Source organism: Streptococcus sp. HMSC076C08, assembly GCF_001810825.1.
Taxonomy (GTDB): domain Bacteria; phylum Bacillota; class Bacilli; order Lactobacillales; family Streptococcaceae; genus Streptococcus.
In genome coordinates this window covers 8,237-30,006 of record NZ_KV802708.1, presented here as the reverse complement: position 1 = coordinate 30,006, position 21,770 = coordinate 8,237, and the positions used below count along the sequence as shown (strand labels likewise).

Below are 21,770 nucleotides of genomic sequence, written 5' to 3'. Positions count from 1 at the left end.
GAACATATGTTGATTTTTATTTAAATTCCAATGTTAAAATCGCATCAGCCATCTTTTTACTAAAAATTGGAGGAACTGCATTACCAATTTGTGTAAAAGCACTGGTTCTAGAATCTAAAAAATAGTAATTATCCGGAAATCCCTGTAATCTAGCTGCCTCTCTCACAGTAATTGATCTATTTTGTTTTGTATCTGGATGAATATAATGATGACCATCTTTTGAAATATGGGCAACTACTGTATGTGATGGAGAATTCCATGAAAGAGCTTTGAATCTGTCCAAAAATTTATCCGTATGTTTATGGGTTTTTAGCTTTGAGTCAAGTTCACTGTATTTAATATTTTTACCATTTTTCTTAGCTTCTGCTACAATTTTATAAATTGCTAAATCGTTGCTATTATTTGGTCTTGCAATATTTTGAGTTAATGGCGTTTTAGAATCCTGTAAAAAATTTTGTTCAACATAATCATTTGATAAATTTGTATAAGAATTGTTTACTTCTCCCGCCTTTAAACTAGGTAATCCCTGAAAAGCTGTTTTAACATCCACCTCATTTTCTTCATATTTTTTAAGATTTTTAAAGAATTCCTGAATAAGTTCTTTTTTCCTGTTCATCACTCCAAAGATAATAAGTCTTTCTCTTGATTGTGGAACACCATAGTTTTTAGTATTTAAAACTTCATAACCTAAAGAATAGCCGGCCTCTTCAAATTCTTTTTTCATTCTAGGCAATAAAAACTCATCATCAGCATCTCTAAAACTCAATAATCCTTTTACATTTTCAAAAATAAAAAATTGGGGTTGATACTTGTTTAAAAAATGTATATAAAATTTATATAAATAAATTCTTTCATCTGAAGACTTTTTACTAGCATTTCTAGCTCTTCCAATGGTTGAATAAGCTTGGCATGGAGGACCTCCTATAATTCCATCAACGTTTTCCCCTAAATTATCAAAAAAACTAAAAATACTGTGAATATTTTCTTGACTAATTTCAAAGTTAAGAATTTTATTCAATTTTTCTTGAGGTACATGTTTCAACAAATCCTCTATACTAGTCTTACTATTTAAAAAGTCATTATAAAGTCCTAATTTATTTTTTTCCTTTAAATAATAATATACTTCCCTAAGTTTTAAAGTTTCACAAGCTGCTTTTTCTTTCTCTACGTGTCCCAATATTTTATATTGCTGATTTCTGAATCCCTCAGTTAATCCACCTGCACCGCTAAATAAATCTATTATATTAATCATGATTAAGCCTTTTAAAAAATAAAAATATATTACATAAAATACACACTGTTATCTATTATACCAAAAACCTCAGCAAATTGCCGAGGTTTATAGTTTATTTCACCAACTTCTTCATCTCATCAATACGTGCGACGGTCGCATCATATTTCGCTTGGTAGTCGGCTTGTTTGTCGCGTTCTTTTTGAACGACTTCTGGTTTGGCATTGGCTACGAAGCGTTCGTTAGAGAGCTTCTTACCGACCATATCCAGTTCTTTTTGCCATTTAGCCAGTTCCTTGTCGAGACGAGCCAGTTCTTCTTCGACGTTGAGGAGGTCTGCGAGTGGCAAGTAGATTTCTGCTCCTGTGATGACGCTTGACATAGCGAGTTCAGGTGCAGGGATGTTTGATGCGATTTCCAAGTGTTCTGGATTTGTGAAGCGTTTGATGTAGTTAACATTGCTGTTAAAGAAGGCTTCCAAATCACTATCGCTAGTCTTCACAAGGATGGTGATTGGCTTGCTTGGTGCTACGTTTACTTCTGCACGCGCATTCCGAACAGCACGGATCAAGTCTTTAAGACTTTCCACACCTGTGTGAGCAGCAAGATCTTCAAAGGCTGGGTTAACAGTTGGGTATTCCGCTGTAACGATAGATCCTTCTGAGATTTGTCCAAAGATTTCCTCTGTCACGAATGGCATGATTGGGTGAAGGAGACGAAGGATCTTGTCCAAAGTATAAAGGAGAACAGAACGTGTGATGACTTTCTCTTCTTCGTTATCGCTATAAAGGACTTCCTTGGTCAACTCAACATACCAGTCCGCAAACTCGTCCCAGATGAAGTTGTAGAGGATATGTCCAGCTACACCAAACTCAAACTTGTCAAAGTTTTCAGTAACTTTGCCGATCGTTTCATTGAGGTTGTGGAGAATCCAGCGGTCTGTGACGTTTCCAGCTTCTTTGTTGGCAACTTTTTCCACATTGGCACTTGCTTGCTCAAGGGTCAATCCTTCATTGTTCATGAGGATGTAGCGAGAGATGTTCCAGATCTTGTTAATGAAGTTCCAAGAAGCATCCATTTTCTCGTAAGAGAAGCGCACGTCTTGACCAGGGGCAGAACCGTTTGAAAGGAACCAACGAAGGGCATCGGCACCATATTTCTCGATGACATCCATTGGGTCAATCCCGTTTCCGAGAGATTTCGACATCTTGCGTCCTTGCTCATCTCGAATGAGACCGTGGATAAGAACGTTTTGGAATGGCTGACGTCCAGTGAATTCCAAGGATTGGAAGATCATGCGAGACACCCAGAAGAAGATGATGTCGTAACCTGTTACCAAGGTTGAAGTTGGGAAGTAGCGCTTGAAGTCTTCTGAGTCAACATCAGGCCAACCCATGGTTGAGAATGGCCAAAGGGCAGAACTGAACCAAGTATCCAAGACATCTTCGTCCTGAGTCCAACCATCACCTTCAGGTGCTTCTTCGCCGACGTACATTTCACCCTCAGCATTGTACCAAGCAGGGATTTGGTGCCCCCACCAGAGCTGACGAGAGATAACCCAGTCGTGGACATTTTCCATCCATTGGAGGAAGGTATCGTTGAAACGAGGTGGGTAGAATTCTACCTTGTCGTCTGTGTCTTGGTTGGCAATGGCATTTTTGGCCAATTGGTCCATCTTGACGAACCATTGCGTAGACAAGCGTGGCTCAACCACAACACCTGTACGTTCTGAGTGACCAACACTGTGGACACGTTTTTCGATTTTAACGAGGGCACCGATTTCTTCCAACTTAGCAACGACTGCCTTACGAGCTTCGAAACGGTCCATGCCTGCAAATTCGAAGGCCAAGTCATTCATGGTTCCATCGTCGTTCATAACGTTGACTTGTGGCAAGTTATGACGTTGACCAACCAAGAAGTCATTAGGGTCGTGGGCAGGTGTGATTTTCACGACACCTGTACCAAACTCAGGATCTGCGTGCTCATCTCCAACGATTGGAATCAATTTATTAGCGATAGGAAGGATGACATTTTTTCCAATCAAGTCCTTGTAGCGTGGGTCTTCTGGATTGACCGCAACCGCAACGTCCCCAAACATGGTCTCAGGACGAGTTGTCGCAACTTCAAGGGCGCGTGAACCGTCTTCTAGCATGTAGTTCATGTGGTAGAAGGCACCTTCGACGTCCTTGTGGATCACCTCGATATCAGAAAGGGCTGTGCGAGCTGCGGGGTCCCAGTTGATGATAAACTCACCACGGTAGATCCAGCCTTTCTTGTAAAGGTCCACGAAAACCTTGCGAACAGCTTTTGACAAACCTTCATCAAGAGTGAAACGCTCACGAGAGTAGTCTACAGAGAGCCCCATCTTGCCCCATTGTTCCTTGATAGTCGTCGCATATTCGTCTTTCCATTCCCAGACTTTCTCGAGGAATTTTTCACGACCGAGATCATAACGGCTAATACCCTCACCACGCAAGCGCTCCTCGACCTTAGCCTGAGTCGCAATCCCTGCGTGGTCCATACCAGGAAGCCAAAGCGTATCGAAACCTTGCATGCGTTTTTGACGGATGATGATATCCTGAAGAGTTGTATCCCAAGCGTGACCAAGGTGAAGTTTCCCAGTTACGTTTGGTGGTGGAATGACGATTGAATAAGGCTTAGCCTTTTGATCGCCTGAAGGCTTGAAAACATCGGCATCAAGCCATTTTTGGTAACGACCAACCTCAACCTCGGCTGGATTGTATTTAGGTGAAAGTTCTTTAGACATGTGTGTGTCCTTTCTAGTTAATTTCTAAGCTACTTTGATAAGCATCTAAAATGTCAATAGTATCTCTTATAATAGGGCTCTGTGTGGCTTTGTAAAGAGATTTATTCCCAATAATATAAAACTCTTCTTTAGCTCTAGTCGCTGCAACGTTTAAAATATTGGGCTCAGAGACAGCCCAGCGAGCAGCCCCCTCACTCATATTATCTGCTCCAAGCACAAAATATACAATCTTATTTTCTTTTCCTTGGAAAGTATGTACCGTCCCTACATTTATAGGTTTTCCATTTTCCCGCTTTGTGAAACCGATTTTATCTAGTTCTTTTGCTAGTTGAACCGATACATTTTTAAAAGGAGTAATGACATAAATATCATCAAATTCCTCATATCTTTTCTGCAACTCTTCTTTCAAATAATCAGCTTGCTCAGGAACAAATTTATCCTTAGCATCTCCACCAACGTCAAACCATTCTCCCATACCTCGAGCTTCTTCCTTTCCTTGAACCATTAAATTATCATAAGAAATTTTATTGGAAATACTGAACATCGGATCACTAGAACGACGATGAACCCAGAGAGGAAGTCCTATCCATGTCCCATCTTGTTTTTTAAAACCATATCTACTAGCAGAATCCATCAATTCTTGCGTTGATGATACAAGATATTTAGAGGCTATCTTGTGATGCTGTGCTAAAAATCCTAAAATATTTTTATCCATAGTCTGTACTGGTTGTATTTGAGAAGGATCCCCAACAGCCATAATATGCTTACTTCTAAAAATAGCCCCCACACTTGCTTGAGGTAATGCCTGACCAGCTTCATCAATAAATACATTACCGATACTATTTTCAGGCAAACACCAAAACATGGAATTAAAGCTTGCAAAAGTTGTACTAATAACTGGAACAGTGAAATTAATCCAATCCCATGAAGTTTTATATAAATCACTAGCATTATCTCTCATTGAATAGTTTTGAGGTTTCTCCCAAATCCATAACGCTTTTTCAAAATGCTTTTGATTGTCATATATAAATTGTTTCCTAACTGCAAGTGCTTTAATAAACAAACGACTCTGCTCTTCTCGATAGGCATCATCAAACCAAAAATTTGATACTTGCAGCTCTTCATACGGAACGGAAAAATTCAACTTATTAACTGTACATGTAGCAAGTTCAGATTGTAATTTTAAACACTTTTCCTGATGGCGAATTAATTCATCCTCTTGTTTAGATTTCCATTCATTATACTTCTGTTGTCTTTGACTCAGTTGATTTAATTCAAATTCATACTTTTCAATCTCTTTTTGCAAACTGTAGCAATATTGGCTTTCATCATATATCTTCTTCATTTCTGCTTTTAGACTTTCATTTGCTTGATTCAATCTCATTAAATAAGTATCTAATTTCGATGGTGTGAAAAGTCTTTTAAACCATAAGAAGCGTGGAGCATTTAATTTAATTGACTCAATATCTTGTACTGCAATCTGTTTGTTAACATTTGACACAGAAATAAGATGCTCGCGTTCAGACAGCTCAGTTTCTATTTTCTTTTTACTATTTTCTAATTGAGTATATTTATCCCGTATTTTAGATAGTTCTGAACGTCTTTGAGCATCATCCTGATGAAACTCTACCTCAAACTGCTGGTAAGCATTTTTCGATCTTACATAAAATCGAATCTTATCCGCTATCTCTTGCATCTTTTCTCTTTTATCAAACAGCTTCTGATATTGAATTTTAAACTCTTCGTATACTGATGGATTCGATTGAAATTTATCCGAATTCAATTCTTGTCGTATTGCTTTTAAAACATTTTGCAGACGGTCTCTATTCTGTTTTTTTCCACCTTCTATCGAAAATAATCCCCAATGTTTTTTGTCGTTAGAAACATCTTCATCTTCTAACAATAAATCATTACTGATTTCAGCAAAATAATTAATTTTCTTTAATTCATCTAACCAATTTGATTTCTGATAGATTTCTTTTCTTTGGGGTAATTCATTAACAATATTTTTAACAGCTCCATTGTTAGAACTTGCAACTACGATTCCTTTATCTGCAATTTCTTTTGGTAATTTTGCAATAAGATAAGGATTGTCATGATAAACTAGATTCCCTTTAAGTTTAGGAGCCGATAATTCACTAATAATTCTAGCCTGTTCCGTTACTAAATCTGCAAAAATGTCTTTTAAAAGTGTCGTTTTACCAGTCCCCGGAGGTCCATTGACACTTCTCACCTCCTCATCCGCATTTGAAGCTAGATTTACAGCTACTTGTTGCATCATAGAAAGAGCATATCTAGGGTTACTAGGAAATCTTCCTAATGGATAATTTTTCGGTTCAAGTATTGTTTCTAAATCTTTGGGATTAAAATAAGATGATTCTTTATTGCTGTCCAAATTGACCCTTACAGAATCGAATCCTGACAAATAACTATTGAGATTTTCATTATAAATTGATTTTGCATATTTCAAATCCTTTAGAAAAAATGAATGTAAATTTATTTCGTCATCAAAATTCTTAACAAAATAATATCTGCAATCACTTGGTGAAATCTCATACTTTTTGAGAAGTTTACTAAAAACTTCGTTGAACTCTCCATCAAGAAACTCCTGACCTAATTGTTCTCGAAGCTCATTTTCTGCTATTAAGAAATCTTTAGGCAATTCCCCATTTTTGAAAATTTGCCCACTCATGGTTAAAAAAAACTTATCAGCTAAGAACTTCAAATCTTTATCAAAGTATAGAGCAAAAGTAAATTTATAAGAAGCTCTTCCCAATTCTTCCTCCGTCGCCTTTAAATTGTATTTGCCTCTTAACACTTCAATAATTTTTCGAAAAGGGAAAATTCCACAATAAACAGCAATCCCTGAACTGGATTTTAATTTTTGACGTTTAAAAAAATCTTTTAATATTGATTGATAATCATCACCTTGAAAAATCTTATACTTAGAATCACTTTTTTCAATATTCCCTTCTGATAATTGTTCTACTGTAATCCAAGCATCTAATATTTGATTATGACTACTTCTCATCATGTCTCCCTTAAAGCATATAAAAACAAGAATATATCTTACTCATTAAAAACTCCCCCACTCACTCCTCAGCAAGCCGTATCTCAAATCATCACAGCGATTGCCTTGGGCATCTTTACGATCTCGGATGCGAGCTTCGAGGGTAAAGCCAAGTTTCTCTGCAACTCGTTGACTTTGAAGGTTATACCCAAAGCAAGTCAGTTCAATCTTGTGAAGAGCAAGTTCTTTAAAAGCTAGGTCAATCAAGGCACGTGCCGCCTCTGGAATATAACCTAAACCCCAATAGTCTGGATGTAAGATATAGCCAATCTCCAAGACATCATCCTCGTGACGACGAGGGAAATCAACAGAGCCTATGACCTTATCGGTTCCTTTAGCGACAATTCCATAGCCCGCTGGGAGATTGTTCTTTTCATTACGCTCGGGCAGAATATGCTCCAGATAATAAATCTCATCTTCCAAGCTCTTGACGGGCGGAAAGCCTGCTGGGTAGGAAACTTCTGGCCTACTGGCATAGTCAAAGATATCCACAACATCAGCCACGGTACGGACTCGTAAGACTAGCCGTTCGGTTTCTAAACGTTCTGGCAACTCTGCTCTTGTCATCCTTCTACCTCGCTTTCTACAAAAAATCGCCCCTGCCATCTACATGACAGGGACGAATGTGTTTATCCGCGGTACCACCCAATTTCGGGCAGAGCCCGCAACTCTCGTCTTTATAATAAAAAGACAATATTATCTCATTTTTCATCCATCAGCAACCAGTTTTGATACATTTGTGGACTTCTCAGCACCGCCACTTTCTGTAAAATGTGGGATTCAAAACACCTCTGATGGCTTTATTGTAGCAAGTTTTTCTCGGAAATGCAAGGCTCAAGAAAGATTACTTGAAGCTGATTCCGTGCTCTTTTAATTTCTTGATGGTAGCTGGACCAATTCCCTTCAAGGCAAGGAGTTCTTTTTCAGTCCAGTTTTTAAAGTCAGCAGCTGATTTGATGCCTTCATCATAGAAAGTCTTAGCACGATCTACTGAGAGGCCACCCAAAGTCGCTGCGAAATCTTCTACTGAATTGGCTACTTTTTGAGCTTGTTCCTTAGTCGCTTCTACTGCTTGTTCCACTTTTTTAGAGACAACTTTTCCTGCTTCGCTGGCAGACTTTTCTGCGTGTTTCACGACTTTCTTGGTCTCTTCTACAACCTTGGTCACCGTACTTGAAAAGGCACCTGAACGACGAAGGCTATTTCGCAATTGTTTTTTACGTTGGAGTTTCTTTGACATGATAAAATCCTTTCAATAAAAAATCCCTGCTCTGACAAGGATTTAATAAAGATATTCTATCAAGATTTTGGCAAAAAATCAAGAAAGTATCTGTATTTTAATAGTTTCGCTCACCAAACAAGCCTTCTGGTAAATCATGGAATCCCTTGCCTGCCTTGAAATTTTCAAACTTACCAAGCAAGAACTGGTAGGCATCCAAACGGCTCTCGTAGCGAATCATGGCATCTTTGGCACGCTCGTCTTGGTCTTCTTCGTAGACTTTTTGACTTTCCTTGTGCGCCATGTCGTTGATCATGATCTGGGTATTGACCCAGGCTTCGAATTCCTTCATAAATTCCTGTTCGTAACTCATTGATTCTCCTTATTCTAATCCACGGAAATAGTCCGTATCAATCTCTCGGTAGGGCTGGATATCCTGAACATACTCCAACACGCCTTGGAATTCCCCGTTTTCATCGTGTACCGCAGCATAGGTGATGTGGACAAACTTGCCTCGCGACTCCGACTTGAACCACATTTCATACTTGTCCTTTTTACCTTCACGAAGACCTTTCATGACAGCCTTCACCTTGTCTAGGTACTTAGGCGGATGACAGAGTTCAACATTGCGCCCAACTTGGGACGGCGTCCGTTTGAAAATCATCTCATCAGCTGGCGCATTGTCATTGTAGTACTGAAAAATGTCGTCTTTATTGACAAAGGTGATCTCCATAGGGAGGTGATTGAGGATGAGGTTGGCCTGCTCGACGGAGAGATAGCCATTCCCAAAAGCCTGTTGACTATGACGGTCCAGCACTGCTTCCTTTTCCTTAGGGGTAAAGGTAATGGTGAACTGTCCTTCTGGAGTATTGATGACTTGCTGAACTTGACCTTCAGCCGTGTCTAGTTGTACGGGCTCTTCTGCACTTTTTTCCTCAACGAAACTCTGACGCTCTGGCACCCATTTCTCAGACGGACGGATGATGGCATAGCCGTAGGCATCGCTCTCCTCCGCAATCTGAATCCAGTCATCCTGACTAAAGGACTCAAGGAGAATCATGAGAAGAATGGACTCTTCCTTGAAAATCATACTTTCAAACTCTGTCGCAAAAGCTTCAAAATCTTCTTTTACAGTGTTAATCGCCACTTCGGGTAGTGCCTTAGCCGTCGCTAGAGCTGTCTGAAAGAGTTCTCTGATCTGATCATCCACTCCCCACATAACTTTGGGAGGTGAATCGTGTCCATAGCGCTCCATGATAGGAAAGAAGAGCTCTTCCTTGCGCTGGTAGTGGATATCAAATTGCCCCAAAAGCCCCATTTGACGGACCAAGCCCTTGCGCATCTCTGCCAGCATTTCCTCATCTTCCATAGACTCATAGGTATCCAACAGTCTCCGAATGCGAATCAAAGCTGCACGGAGAGCCAGATTTTCATCCTTGAAGACGCGAACTGGGTGGCCAGGGTGTTCAGTATCCTCTACTTCGACGCCCTTAACAGCATTTTTAAAAAGATTAGCATGGACATCGCAGAGTTCCATGACATCTTCAAAGGTGACACCTGAGTCTGAGTTCATCAGCTCGTGCTCCATGAGGGAAATCTCAATGGCTGAAACACCCGTAAAAGTCGCATCAAAACGCTCCTGAACTGACTCGGGAGAGGCGCCGTTGTGCAATTCTAACAAAATATCCCGTAGGATATGAATCCGTTCATCTGCCATTAGTCTAATCCAATCACTTCGTAACCATTCGCTTCCAGTGTGCGGACAATCTTGTCCATAGGCGTTCCTTCAAGTTTAGAACCCTGCTTAAGCGATACTTTGCGACCGACTGTATTGCGCATCAAGGGATTAGCAAGTGGTTTAAAACCGAGCTCCACTAGGATTTCCAAAACTTCTGGGTGCTTGTCTACCACTTCTGCAACGGGTATTGACACATCGATGATATTGTCCATGACGACCTCCATTGTATGTTCTAATACTCAATGAAAATCAAAGAGCAAACTAGGAAGCTAGCCGCAGGTTGCTCAAAACAGTGTTTTGAGGTTGTGGATAGAACTGACGAAGTCAGTAACCATACCTACGGCAAGGTGAAGCTGACGTGGTTTGAAGAGATTTTCGAAGAGTATAAAATGATTTTACTGCTTATATTATACCATATGGAAAGAGATTAAAAAACTAGCAGAAGAGTTCCTGCTAGTTTCTTTCATTTCAAGTTATTCCTTATCATCTGGTTTTGCGAGCCACTGGGCTACATCCATCAACTTGTCAGCAAGCAGTACTTTCCCGAAACCTACTAGAGCATTGTCGTCTTTTTTCATGTTCTTCAGGACTTTGATGCTTTGCATCACAAAAAAGTAATTCCCGTAAGTCTTGGCTAGAATTTTAATGAATCCCATATTACTCACCTTCGATGATTTCGACCTCTTTTCGGATAGTATCAACGTCTCTTTGATATTGCACTTCATTGTAGTTGACTAGCTTGGACAATTCCTGTTGCAATCTTTCTCCCATCGGTTTCATGGTCGCAAAGGTTAAGCCACCAGAAATGACTCCACCTAGGATAGGAATCACTTTCCCCATCCCTTTAGCTAGGCCTCCTTTTGTCAGATTGACACCAAAAATTTTCAAAACTTTTTCTAAAATCGGATACCAAAGAGTTTTTGTCAAGGCTTTCTTGTTCACTACTTTTATGACTTGCTTGGCTACTGTCACACCGCCTGATCGAAGCAAGGCACCTGCGCCATTTACTCCCAGCATCACACCGAGATACAGCAAGAGAGTGTTTTTAGCATCTTCACTTAACTCATTGCGCGATGCCCAAAGATCATCAAATCCGTAAATATACCCTAGTTCTTGAGCTAGTTTCAATGAAAAAGCATAAAACTGGGCTACGTCTGTCGGGATAGTGATCGCCATAGCAAGGCCTCCAGGTAGACCTGCTAACACCGATGTTCCACTGGCTAACAGGACATTGTCCTTAATACAGGCCTTGGCCACTCGATCCAAGCTTTCCTGGGGCAACAAAGAAGTCGGTCCTTGTTCAATCAAAGTTGAAATGTCCTTGCGATCTAATTCCTTTGAAAACTTTTCTACTAAAAATTTCTCCCGATCAACTTTGACCACGGGTAATTTTACTACTTGTTGCAGCACTTGCATAGCTATATCTTGTTTAGCCATATGTCTCTCCGTTTTTCATTCATATCAGACTTTATCATATCATACTATGTGAAATTTACAAATTTTTTAAACCGATTTTTATCAGATAGATACATCGTCAAATAGCAATGATCATACTCTGGCAACAAAAAAGAGGGTTGCCCCTCTTTCTTAGTTCTTATCCAGATTGCGTAGCATCTCGTCAATCTTGTTTCCATATTCAATGGACTCATCTTTGACGAAGGTTAAATCTGGGATTTTGTACAATTTCAAATTGCGACCAAGTTCACGTTTGATTGTACCAGTTGCTTTTTCAAGCCCGATTTGAGCTTTTTGGTTATCCGAAGCAAGGTTACTCAAAATGGTGTAGTAAACCTTGGCAACAGACAAGTCACCCAGCATCTGAACATCTGTAATGGTCACACCTTGGACACGCGGATCACGGACCTTCTTTTGCAAAATCTCGTTGACTTCACGCTTGATTTCCATGCCCACACGATCCGTACGGAAATGATTTGCCATGATATTCCTTTCTCTACTTTGACCCAAAAGCTAGGCCAGCAGACCTAGCTATTTTTAAATTTATTGATTTTCAGCTCAAATTGAAACGAAGTTCAATTTGAACTCATCCGCTTCTTTCGCTGTGGTGAAAGTGATGGAACTGATTTATCAGTCCCATCACAGGGGATTTTTGAGACACTAGACTCAAAAATAAGCAATGAAACCATCGGTTTGCTTGCGTCCCTCACCACCTAAGAAAGGAGCAAAAATCTTATCTCTTGATTTCTTCCATGACATAGGCCTCAATCACATCATCAGTCTTGATATCATTGTAGCCATCAATCATCAATCCACCTTCACGACCGTTTGTAACTTCTTTCACGTCGTCTTTGTAGTGTTTCAAGCTTGCGAGTTCGCCATCATAGATAACGACACCGTCACGGATAACACGGACTTTCGAGTCACGGGTAACCTTACCGTTGATAACCATGAATCCACCAATGGTTCCCACTTTAGATACCTTGAAGGTTTCACGGATAACTGCTTCACCGATAACTTTTTCTTCGAATTCTGGGTCAAGCATCCCTTTCATGGCTTCTTCCATCTCTTCGATAACCTTATAGATAATGCTGTGGAGACGGATTTCTACATCGTCAGCTTCCGCTTGTTGACGCGCTTGTGGTGTAGGGCGTACGTTGAAACCAACGATAAAGGCATTTGAAGCTTCCGCAAGAGTCACGTCAGATTCGTTGATAGCACCGACTGCCGAGTGGACAATGGTAACTTTGACACCTTCTACATCGATCTTTTGAAGTGAGGCAGAAAGGGCTTCAACAGAACCTTGTACGTCGGCCTTGATGATAACATTAACTGACTTAAGCTCACCAGCTTTAAGCGTATCAAAGAGGTTTTCAAGGCTGACACGTTGAGTAGCTTGACGTTGCTTCATAAGAGCACGTTTGGCACGTTCTTCACCGGCTGCACGCGCAGATTTTTCATCTTCGTAAACGGCAAAGTGGTCACCCGCCATTGGCGCTTCGTTCAAACCTGTAATAGAAACTGGTGTTGATGGGCCTGCAACCTTGACACGACGACCAAGGTCATTGGTCATAGCACGGACACGACCGAAGGTATTTCCGACAACGATTGGGTCTTGGACATTCAAGGTACCTTGTTGGACAAGAAGGGTTGCGACCGCACCTTTTCCTTTATCCAAGCGCGCTTCGATAACCGTACCAATCGCACGCACTGTTGGGTCTGCTTTGAGTTCTTGGATTTCAGCCACAAGTAGGACCGTTTCTAAGAGTTCATCGATGTTTTGGTTGAATTTAGCTGAGATTTCAACAAATTCAGAATCACCACCCCAAGCTGTTGACATAACACCATGCTCTGCCAATTCACCGATAACGCGTTCTGGGTTGGCACCTGGTTTATCAATCTTGTTGATAGCCACGATAATTGGAACGTTTGCCGCTTTTGAGTGGTTGATGGCTTCGATAGTCTGAGGCATAACCCCGTCGTCGGCCGCTACAACCAAGATAGTAATATCGGTAACAGATGCACCACGCGCACGCATAGAGGTAAAGGCCGCGTGTCCTGGTGTATCAAGGAAGGTAATCTTCTTGCCATTTTCCACGATTTGGTAGGCACCGATATGCTGCGTGATACCACCTGCTTCACCTGTCGCAACACGAGAGTTACGAAGGGTATCCAAGAGGGTTGTTTTACCATGGTCAACGTGTCCCATGATGGTTACAACTGGTGGACGCTCAACCAATTCATCTTCATTAAGATAGCCATCTTCGACAAAGAAACGTTCGATGTCGGCATTATCCACTTCAACCTTTTGTTTGGCTTCGATACCGTAATCCACCATGAGGAGTTCGATGGTTTCTCCATCTAAGGATTGGTTTTGTGTGGCCATCACACCCATCATAAAGAGTTTCTTAACGATTTCAGCTGGTTCACGTTTGATCCGTTTTGCGATTTCCGCAACAGTCATACCATCTGTATACTCAAATTCTGTTGGCAATTCGTGGAACTTACGCTCTGTAACAGGTTTTGGAGCCTGGTTACGGTTGTTTTGCTTGTTCCCTTTTTTATTTTTCTTGTTGTTATTCCAGTTACTATTTCTTTGATTTCTCACTTGATTCTGACTACTTCGATTCTTTTGTTGTTTTCTAGGACCATCTTCTTCGTGATCATAATCGTCACGTTCTTTGTCTGGTCGAGCTTGTTTTTTACGACGTGTATCCACTGGCGCTTCTTTCGCTACAGGAGCTACTGTTACGGCTGGCTGCGTTTGTTCAGCTAGCTTAGCAGCTTCTTCAAAGATTTCCTCTGGCTCCTTGCGTTTGTTAGCTTGAGCCAAGGCTTCTTTGGCTGCTTGCGATTGTTTGAAGCGCTCCTCGCTTGAGCGTGCGTACTCTGCATTTTGCTCTGCTTTTAGGGCTGCTGCACGGGCTTTAAAGTCAACACGTGGTCCAGCTTGTTTTGGCTGGAAGTCTTGTTGCTGACGGCGATCATTGCCACGATTCCCTTGACCTTGTGATTTTTTCCCTTGGTCGTTGAGTCGGCGATTGTCGCGGTTCCCTTGACCAGGTTTACCACCATTACGGCCGTCATTTTTCTGACGGTTTCCGTTTTGTTGTTGGTCACGGTTGTTGCCCTTGTTTTGTTTGCGTCGTTCTGCCTGCTCTTTGGCACGCGCCTCACGCTCCGCCTTGAAGTTTCGACTCTGTGGTCTTGCGGCCACTACTTTTTCTTCCTTAGGAGCTGCAGGTGTAGCTGGTTTACTTTCTTCCTTAGCGACAACTGGTTTATCTGATACAGGCTTTTCAACTTTCTTTTCTACACTTGCTTTTGGTGCTACAGGTTTTGCTTCTGTTTTTGGAGTAGCAGGCTTAAAGCTAGCCGCGATTTGCTCAGCAGCAGCCGCCTCTACGCTTGATGCATGGCTTTTCACTTCCAAGCCCAGCTCTTTTGCACGCGCTACAACTTCCTTACTTTCTTTTCCAAGTTCTTTTGCGATTTCGTACAATCTTTTCTTAGACAAATCATGTCCTCCTCTTCTATTCCATAAGAGACCTCATTTTCTTTGTAAATCCAGCATCTGTTACAGCCAGAACCTTTCTCGATTTTCCGACTGCTATGCTTAATTCCAGTGTTGAAAACACGGTAATAACTTCTACTTGATAATAGTGGCTTTTATCCTGAATCTTCTTGGTTAGATTTGGGCTAGCATCATGAGCTAGAAATACCAATTTAACCTTCCGGTCTTGAATGGCTTTGACAACCATTTCTTCACCCGAGATGATTTTCCCTGCTCGCTGAGCCAATCCCAAGAGATTACTTACTTTTTGCTTATTCAAGTCCTAACTCTCTTCTTTTTACTTTGTGATCAACATAGGCGATCAACTCGTCATAAAAGCTTTCTTCGACTTCCATGTTAAAGCTACGGTTAAAGACTTTTTTCTTTTTAGCCTCTAGGGCTTCTGCATTGTCTAGCTTGATATAAGCGCCCCGGCCATTAGCCTTGCCTGTCGGGTCGATAAAGACCTCACCTTCTTTGTTCTTGACAATACGGAGCAAATCACGCTTGTCAATCACTTCATTGGATACAACAGACTTGCGCAAAGGGATTTTTCTTGTTTTCATCTTTCCCTCCTCTTGCAGATCTTATTCTTCAGTCAATTCGTCTGTTTCAGCGTAATCCACTTGACCTGCTTCTTCCATAGCTTCAAATTCACTTGCAGACTTGATATCGATACGGTAACCAGTCAAATGTGCTGCTAAGCGAACATTTTGTCCACGACGACCGATAGCAAGAGATAGTTTGTTATCTGGCACAACCACCAAGGCACGTTTGCTGTCATTTTCATCAAAGATAACTTGGTCAACTTCGGCAGGAGCAATGGCATTGTAGATAAACTCAGCTGGATCTGCTACCCATTCGATAACGTCGATGTTTTCTTCTACCGGTACCATGCGGTCACTCTTAGCATCGTAGCGAGCTGGGTGGAATTTGCTAGTAATTTTCTTGATGTTCGCTCCACCACGTCCAACGATTGTTCCGATAGCATCCACGTTAGGATTGTGGCTACGAACAGCAACTTTCGTACGGTCACCTGCTTCACGGGCTACGCTCATGATTTCAACAGTTCCATCATATACTTCTGGAATCTCTTGTTCCATCAATCGTTTGATCATTTCTGGGTGGCTACGACTAACAAAGACGTTGACACCACGAGGGTTGTCTTCAACTTTATAAACGTAAACCTCAATACGATCGTGGGAAGCAAACACTTCTCCAGGAATTTGGTCTTGTTTTGACAATTGTGCTTCGATGCTGCCAAGGTTGACATAGATAAAGCGGTTGTCAAAACGTTCTACTGTACCTGACATGATTTCTTGCTCATGCTCTTTGTAAGTATTGTAGGTGATAGCACGTGTTTGCTTGCGCATTTTTTCCATGATGGTTTGTTTGGCAGATTGGGCTGCTACACGACCAAACTCACCTGGTGCTTCTTCAAATTTAATCTTGTCCCCAAGCTCATAGGCTGAATTAATAGCAAGGGCATCTTTTAAACTGATTTCCAAACGGCTATCAAATACTTCATCAACAACTTCACGGACAGTATAGACAGTAAAGTCACCTGTCTTTTCGTTGAAATCAATAGCTACGCTGTCAGATTGACCATAGCGTCTGCGATAAGCGGAACGAAGCGACTCTACTACTGCGTCGATGATGTCTTCTTTTTTGATTCCCTTGTCTTCTTCCAAAATGCGGAAGGCCTCTAGCATTTCTTTACTCATGTTCTTTTTACTTTTGAATCCTCAAAAGCTATCCTTTCTTTTCTATAGTTTTACTGCTAAACGTGCTTTTGATACTAAACTGTATGGAATTTGAACGGTTTTCTTACGTGTCTTGTCCATATACTCCATAGTCAACTCATCCCCTTCAAAGGATACCAAGGTGCCTTCAAAGACTTTTTGCTTATCAATGGCTTGGTAGAGCCCGACATGGATGTATTTCCCAACAGCTCCAGCGACAGCATCCTTGGTTTTCAAAGGACGTTCCAAGCCTGGACTGGTGATTTCTAGGAAATATTGTTCTGGGAAGGGATCGGGCTTGATGGTATCTAAGACAGGACTGATGATTTCTGTCAAGTCTGCCGTGTCGTTCAAGGTAATTCCTTCGGGTTTATCTACAAAAATACTGAGAATCATGTCACTGCCAATCTTTCCATACTCGATATCCACGAGCTCGAAAGGTGCTTGGATGACAGGTTCTACAACTTCTCTGACTAATTCTACGATTGTTGCGATTGCGTCCACCTCCTCATAAGCAAGAGGCGAAGATATTTCCCCGCCTCTCTTTCTCATATTCTTACTATCAGTATAGCACGTTTGTCAATTTATGTAAAGCATTAGCACTCAAACAGCTGGTTTTCAAGCTATTTCTTAAAATTCTGCTTCAACTCGATAGATCACTTGACCTTTGCTGGAGAATTTTTGCTCATATTCTGTCATGACATTGCCTTCAAAATCACTGGCATGCAAGTCCAGCCAAACACCATTGAGTTTCATCCCATACTGAGAAAAGCTCACTAGACTATACTCAAATAAGCCACGATTGTCTGTCTTGAAATGGATTTCCCCATTCTCAGGCAAGATGCGCTTGAAGGTATCCAAGAAACTCTTGTAAGTCAAACGACGCTTTTCATGGCGTTTTTTAGGCCAGGGATCTGAAAAGTTTAGGTAGAGACGATCAATCTCACCGTCTTCAAAGTAGTCGGTCAGATCTGAACCATCTACCCACAGCAACTTGATATTGGGCACTCCAACTTCTAATACCTTATCCAAGGCATAACTCAATACCGACTTTTGGATATCAATCCCGATGTAGTTGATGTCGGGATTTTGCTTGGCCATTCCAGATACGAAGGCCCCTTTCCCACTTCCAACCTCAACATGAATAGGATGATCATTTCCAAACAAGTCTCGCCATTTCCCTTTTGCTTCTAAGGGATTGAGGACCACATACTGAGGATTGGCCTCTAGTAATTCTGTAGCCCCTTTACGATTTCTAACTCTCATCTCTTCTTTCCATACTTGTCACGGAAGACACGCAAGGCGTAAATCTCCCGGTTTACATTGTCTAAATCTTGATTTTCACAGTATTTGGCAATCTGGTTCAAGTAAGAATACTGACCATACCAATACAATTTATCTAACACTGTCTGATTGTACTTATAGCCGTAGTCTCTCAACCATTGGCGCCACTGATGATCCGGAATGTAGTGGCATAGCAAATGCGCTACATCAAACATACGATCCGTCAGACGAACCGAATCCCAATCCACTAGATAAACGAGTCCACTCTCTGTCTCAATCCAATTACTATGACGAAGATCTCCATGCACAATCGTTGCATGGTCTTCCCTAAAACCTGGAACCGTCTTACCTAGCTCAGCAATCACACTGTTCAAATAGTGGTTCTGCTTCAAGATTTCTGGAACTCCTTGCTGCCAAGAACGTAGCAAATCAACTGGTGTTTCCATGGTATAGCCCAAACGGCTCAACTGCTTCATCAAGGGACGCGAGCGGTGAAGGCGGTTCAAGATATTGATAATCTGCTTGCGATTCATATCGTAGGGGGTCAAGATTTTGCCCGTCAACCATTCTTGTGCACACATATCACGACCATCCGCTAAACGACGAGTCCATAGTAATTGAGGAGCGATTTGTTCTCTGGCAAGGCCAGGTAGGATTGGAGAGGTGTTCATTTTTACAAAGACGCGCTTCCCATCAGGGTAGCTTCCCATATAAGCTTTGCCACTCTTCCCAGGGATAGGGGTCAGCGTTAGCTCATTATCACCCAAGTCCATTTCTTTCCTCCGTATAAAGTTTCCTTACTATTCTACTAGTTTTTGGTCTATTCGTCAACCAATCTTTTTAGTTGGTAAGGTAAATAAAACAATTGTAGGAAGAAACCAGCCCCTACAAGAGCCAACAAGGCTATTTTTTCTTGAAAAACCACTGCTCCGACCAGCAATTCTAACAAAAGAACTGCACTTCCCACACCGACTACAATCTGTTTCAATCCCTTCTCTTTCTCCCCTTTTTCTAGTGGAAAGAGCTGAGTCAAGTACTGGTAGTCAAAGGCATGATAGAGGGCGAGTAACTGAAAGAGCAAGAGGTAGTTAAATAGAACCACCACTGCTGTCGCAATCCAAGATTGCTCGATAAAGAGCAAAGCTAACAAGGATAGGAGCAAAAGACGCAAACTGAGGGCAAAGAGGTCTCCATTTCGCAAGTAAGAACGAAGATAGAGATTTTGCCAAATTTTCCCAGGTACCTTCTGAACAGTCTTTAGGATGAAATCCAGATAAGCGCGACGTTTGACACTATTGGAAACGCCCTTGACCTGAGTAAAGAGAGCAAAGAAACGAAGCAAAACTTGCTTGCGTTTGCTTTCTTGGGCAATCACATAGTCCCAGTTGAGGCCAGTCTCAGTATAAAATTTACTGGCTTTTTGGCGAAAGAGAAGATATTTCCCAGCTCCCAATAAAAGCACATAGATGAGAAAAACTGGCAAGCCATAACCCATGGCTAAAAATAAGGGCGCAAATAAAAGCAAGAAAAGGGTCTGGACAAAAAGCCAAAAGACCAGTGAGCGCATCGTCTGCCCTTTGAGGTGAGACTTAACCTCCTCTTCACTGACTAAGAGAAAGAGCTTGTCAGGCCCTTCCATGTAGGTCGCGATTCCTCCCCAAGCCAAAAGCAAGGCAGATACAATCCCCAAAAACAAGAGGATAGGCCAGTGGTTTTCAGGAAAATGTTGCAGGAGTTGACTGTACTGGTAAGCTAGAAAACCGATGAGAACTAGCAGGAACAAGACAAAGTGGTCATTGAGAACATAACGCAGATAACCGACACACTCCTTACGAAAAGCCTGCTTTCTCTTTAAAAACAAGTCTTTCATAGCTCCTCCTCTTTGGTCAGAGCCAAGTAAATATCATTCAAACTCGCTTCAGGCATGTCAAAGGCTTCACGGAGTTGCTGGAGGTTCCCCTGAGCCCGCACCTCTCCCTTGTGGAGAATGACAAAGGCATCACACATCTTTTCTGCTGAGTCTAGCACGTGTGTACTCATAAGAATGGACTTGCCTTTTTTCTTTTCTACTTCTAAAAGCTGAATCAAGTCGGCAATCGCCAGCGGATCGAGGCCAAGAAAAGGCTCATCAACGATGAAAAGACTCGGATCTACGACAAAGGCACAGATAATCATGACCTTCTGCTTCATTCCTTTGGAAAAATGCACAGGAAACCAATCTAATTTTTGATCCAAACGAAACATTTTTAACAAAGATTCTACTCGCTCAAAAGCCGCTTTTTGCTCAATACCATAGGCCATAGCCACCGTCTCGATATGCTCTCTAAGAGTCAATTCCTCATACAGAGTAGGCGTTTCTGGGATATAGCCAATCTGCTTGCGATAGCTGGTCGCATCTTCTCGCAGGGTGAGACCATTAATCTTGATTTCTCCACTGTAAGGTGTCAACAGACCAATAATCTCATTGATTGTCGTTGATTTCCCAGCACCGTTGAGCCCAATCAAACCGACCAACTGCCCACTTTCAACTGTAAAGGACACATCTTTCAAGACAGGAACGTGAACATAGCCTCCTGTCAGGTTTTTAATTTCTAACATATTTTCTCCGAATCTGGTATAATGTAGCTATATTATATCAAAATTCAATACAGTAGAGGTGGATTTTATGTCAGATTGCATTTTTTGTAAGATCATCGCAGGAGAGATTCCTGCTTCCAAAGTATACGAAGATGAGCAGGTTCTTGCCTTTCTTGATATCTCTCAAGTAACGCCTGGACACACCCTCATTGTACCCAAAGAGCACTATCGCAATCTTTTGGAGATGGACGCTGCCAGCGCTAGCCAACTCTTTGCCCAAGTACCAACAGTGGCTCAAAAAGTCATGAAGGCTACCAAGGCTGCTGCCATGAATATCATTGCTAACTGTGAAGAAGTCGCTGGTCAAACAGTCTTTCATACCCACGTGCACCTTGTTCCTCGCTACGGTGCAGAAGATGACCTCAAGATTGACTTTATCGCCCACGAACCTGACTTTGACAAACTTGCCCAAGTCGCTGAAACCATTAAAAACGCTTAAGGAGATGCCATGAAACTATCAAATCTACTGCTATTCGCAGGAGCTGCAGCTGGAAGTTATTTTGTCGTGAAAAATCGCCAAGCCATTCAGTATGAAGTGCTAGATACAACTGACCGCGTCCAAGCTATCAAGGATGATTTGGATATCATCCAAAACAGCCTACAAATCATCGACCAACAAAAAACCCTTATCAAGGAATACCAAAAAGATTTAACCTACAAGTTCAAAGTCTTGGAAAAAGATTTCCAAACTAGACTAACTGTGATAAAAGAAACACAGGAGCTTGAGGATAACTAAAAAGAGCCCGATGGCTCTTTTTAGTTTATAGATTTTTTAAGACTTTCCTTAAGTAATGACGGACGGTAGCGACCTTCTTCGAAATTCCATACCTAAACTTTGAGCCTAGGTCTCAAAGTTTCCGAACACCTGAAATCAACCGATTTCAGGTGTTTTCATTACGGCGAAAGGTCTGGGAAAGTATTTGATTACACTCAATGAAAATCAAAGAGTAAACTAAGAAACTAGCCGCAGGTTGCTCAAAACACTGTTTTGAGGTTGTAGATAAGACTGACGAAGTCAGTCACATATATACGGCAAGGCGACGTTGACGTGGTTTGAAGAGATTTTCGAAGAGT

The 21,770-nt window shown here is 41.5% G+C and carries 22 protein-coding genes; 2 read left to right on the top strand and 20 right to left on the bottom strand.

Annotated elements, in window-relative coordinates; translation table 11 throughout:
• Positions 1 to 16: 16 nt before the first annotated feature.
• From HMPREF2766_RS00465 to HMPREF2766_RS00365, 20 genes are all read right to left on the bottom strand, one after another.
• Positions 17 to 1,252 (bottom strand): DNA cytosine methyltransferase, encoded by a 1,236-nt coding sequence (locus HMPREF2766_RS00465; protein ID WP_061409583.1) that lies wholly within the window; start codon positions 1,250 to 1,252, stop codon positions 17 to 19.
• A gap of 94 nt (positions 1,253 to 1,346) precedes the next feature.
• Complete coding sequence (locus HMPREF2766_RS00460) at positions 1,347 to 3,998, bottom strand: valine--tRNA ligase (protein WP_070567096.1); 2,652 nt, start codon at positions 3,996 to 3,998, stop codon at positions 1,347 to 1,349.
• A 13-nt stretch (positions 3,999 to 4,011) separates the two neighbouring features.
• Positions 4,012 to 7,029, bottom strand: a complete 3,018-nt coding sequence (locus HMPREF2766_RS00455; RefSeq protein WP_070567093.1) for a DEAD/DEAH box helicase — start codon at positions 7,027 to 7,029, stop codon at positions 4,012 to 4,014.
• Positions 7,030 to 7,074: 45 nt separating this feature from the next.
• Positions 7,075 to 7,635 (bottom strand): GNAT family N-acetyltransferase, encoded by a 561-nt coding sequence (locus HMPREF2766_RS00450; RefSeq protein ID WP_070567090.1) that lies wholly within the window; start codon positions 7,633 to 7,635, stop codon positions 7,075 to 7,077.
• 277 nt (positions 7,636 to 7,912) lie between these two features.
• Positions 7,913 to 8,308, bottom strand: coding sequence for a helix-hairpin-helix domain-containing protein (locus tag HMPREF2766_RS00445; RefSeq protein ID WP_000038699.1), 396 nt, complete (start codon positions 8,306 to 8,308; stop codon positions 7,913 to 7,915).
• A gap of 97 nt (positions 8,309 to 8,405) precedes the next feature.
• A complete protein-coding gene (locus tag HMPREF2766_RS00440) occupies positions 8,406 to 8,660 on the bottom strand; it encodes a DUF1912 family protein (protein ID WP_000119707.1) in 255 nt (84 codons plus the stop codon).
• 9 nt (positions 8,661 to 8,669) lie between these two features.
• Positions 8,670 to 10,004 carry a DUF438 domain-containing protein gene (locus tag HMPREF2766_RS00435; RefSeq protein WP_070567088.1) on the bottom strand — a complete coding sequence of 445 codons (1,335 nt, stop codon included), beginning with the start codon at positions 10,002 to 10,004 and terminating at the stop codon, positions 8,670 to 8,672.
• Complete coding sequence (locus tag HMPREF2766_RS00430; RefSeq protein WP_000368739.1) at positions 10,004 to 10,237, bottom strand: DUF1858 domain-containing protein; 234 nt, start codon at positions 10,235 to 10,237, stop codon at positions 10,004 to 10,006. The genes HMPREF2766_RS00435 and HMPREF2766_RS00430 overlap by 1 nt, the downstream gene beginning before the upstream one ends.
• A gap of 261 nt (positions 10,238 to 10,498) precedes the next feature.
• Entirely contained in the window at positions 10,499 to 10,681 is a 183-nt protein-coding gene (locus tag HMPREF2766_RS00420) for a hypothetical protein (RefSeq protein WP_044020283.1), read from the bottom strand.
• Position 10,682: 1 nt separating this feature from the next.
• Complete coding sequence (locus HMPREF2766_RS00415) at positions 10,683 to 11,462, bottom strand: hypothetical protein (protein WP_070567085.1); 780 nt, start codon at positions 11,460 to 11,462, stop codon at positions 10,683 to 10,685.
• A gap of 150 nt (positions 11,463 to 11,612) precedes the next feature.
• Positions 11,613 to 11,963: a 30S ribosome-binding factor RbfA gene (gene rbfA, locus HMPREF2766_RS00410; protein ID WP_001273601.1), complete on the bottom strand. Its 351-nt coding sequence runs from the start codon at positions 11,961 to 11,963 to the stop codon at positions 11,613 to 11,615.
• A 250-nt stretch (positions 11,964 to 12,213) separates the two neighbouring features.
• Positions 12,214 to 14,997 carry a translation initiation factor IF-2 gene (gene infB / locus HMPREF2766_RS00405; protein WP_070567082.1) on the bottom strand — a complete coding sequence of 928 codons (2,784 nt, stop codon included), beginning with the start codon at positions 14,995 to 14,997 and terminating at the stop codon, positions 12,214 to 12,216.
• Positions 14,998 to 15,013: 16 nt separating this feature from the next.
• Positions 15,014 to 15,313, bottom strand: coding sequence for a YlxQ-related RNA-binding protein (locus HMPREF2766_RS00400; RefSeq protein WP_004251819.1), 300 nt, complete (start codon positions 15,311 to 15,313; stop codon positions 15,014 to 15,016).
• Positions 15,306 to 15,599: an RNase P modulator RnpM gene (gene rnpM, locus HMPREF2766_RS00395; RefSeq protein ID WP_006144965.1), complete on the bottom strand. Its 294-nt coding sequence runs from the start codon at positions 15,597 to 15,599 to the stop codon at positions 15,306 to 15,308. The genes HMPREF2766_RS00400 and rnpM overlap by 8 nt, the downstream gene beginning before the upstream one ends.
• A gap of 21 nt (positions 15,600 to 15,620) precedes the next feature.
• Positions 15,621 to 16,757, bottom strand: a complete 1,137-nt coding sequence (gene nusA / locus HMPREF2766_RS00390; RefSeq protein ID WP_006147911.1) for a transcription termination factor NusA — start codon at positions 16,755 to 16,757, stop codon at positions 15,621 to 15,623.
• A gap of 42 nt (positions 16,758 to 16,799) precedes the next feature.
• Positions 16,800 to 17,279: a ribosome maturation factor RimP gene (gene rimP / locus HMPREF2766_RS00385; RefSeq protein WP_000338696.1), complete on the bottom strand. Its 480-nt coding sequence runs from the start codon at positions 17,277 to 17,279 to the stop codon at positions 16,800 to 16,802.
• Between the two features lie 126 nt (positions 17,280 to 17,405).
• Positions 17,406 to 18,041 (bottom strand): tRNA (guanosine(46)-N7)-methyltransferase TrmB, encoded by a 636-nt coding sequence (trmB, locus tag HMPREF2766_RS00380; RefSeq protein WP_001266088.1) that lies wholly within the window; start codon positions 18,039 to 18,041, stop codon positions 17,406 to 17,408.
• Entirely contained in the window at positions 18,038 to 18,832 is a 795-nt protein-coding gene (gene ccrZ / locus HMPREF2766_RS00375) for a cell cycle regulator CcrZ (protein WP_000363014.1), read from the bottom strand. The genes trmB and ccrZ overlap by 4 nt, the downstream gene beginning before the upstream one ends.
• Before the next feature lie 47 nt (positions 18,833 to 18,879).
• Positions 18,880 to 19,929, bottom strand: a complete 1,050-nt coding sequence (locus HMPREF2766_RS00370) for an ABC transporter permease (protein WP_070567079.1) — start codon at positions 19,927 to 19,929, stop codon at positions 18,880 to 18,882.
• On the bottom strand, positions 19,926 to 20,657 hold the full coding sequence (locus HMPREF2766_RS00365; protein ID WP_000889946.1) for an ABC transporter ATP-binding protein: 732 nt from the start codon (positions 20,655 to 20,657) through the stop codon (positions 19,926 to 19,928). The genes HMPREF2766_RS00370 and HMPREF2766_RS00365 overlap by 4 nt, the downstream gene beginning before the upstream one ends.
• 67 nt (positions 20,658 to 20,724) lie before the next feature.
• On the opposite strand from HMPREF2766_RS00365, the gene HMPREF2766_RS00360 reads away from it, so the two are divergent.
• Positions 20,725 to 21,135 carry an HIT family protein gene (locus tag HMPREF2766_RS00360; protein WP_070567076.1) on the top strand — a complete coding sequence of 137 codons (411 nt, stop codon included), beginning with the start codon at positions 20,725 to 20,727 and terminating at the stop codon, positions 21,133 to 21,135.
• A gap of 9 nt (positions 21,136 to 21,144) precedes the next feature.
• On the top strand, positions 21,145 to 21,432 hold the full coding sequence (locus HMPREF2766_RS00355; protein WP_070567073.1) for a hypothetical protein: 288 nt from the start codon (positions 21,145 to 21,147) through the stop codon (positions 21,430 to 21,432).
• The last annotated feature ends 338 nt before the right edge of the window (positions 21,433 to 21,770 follow it).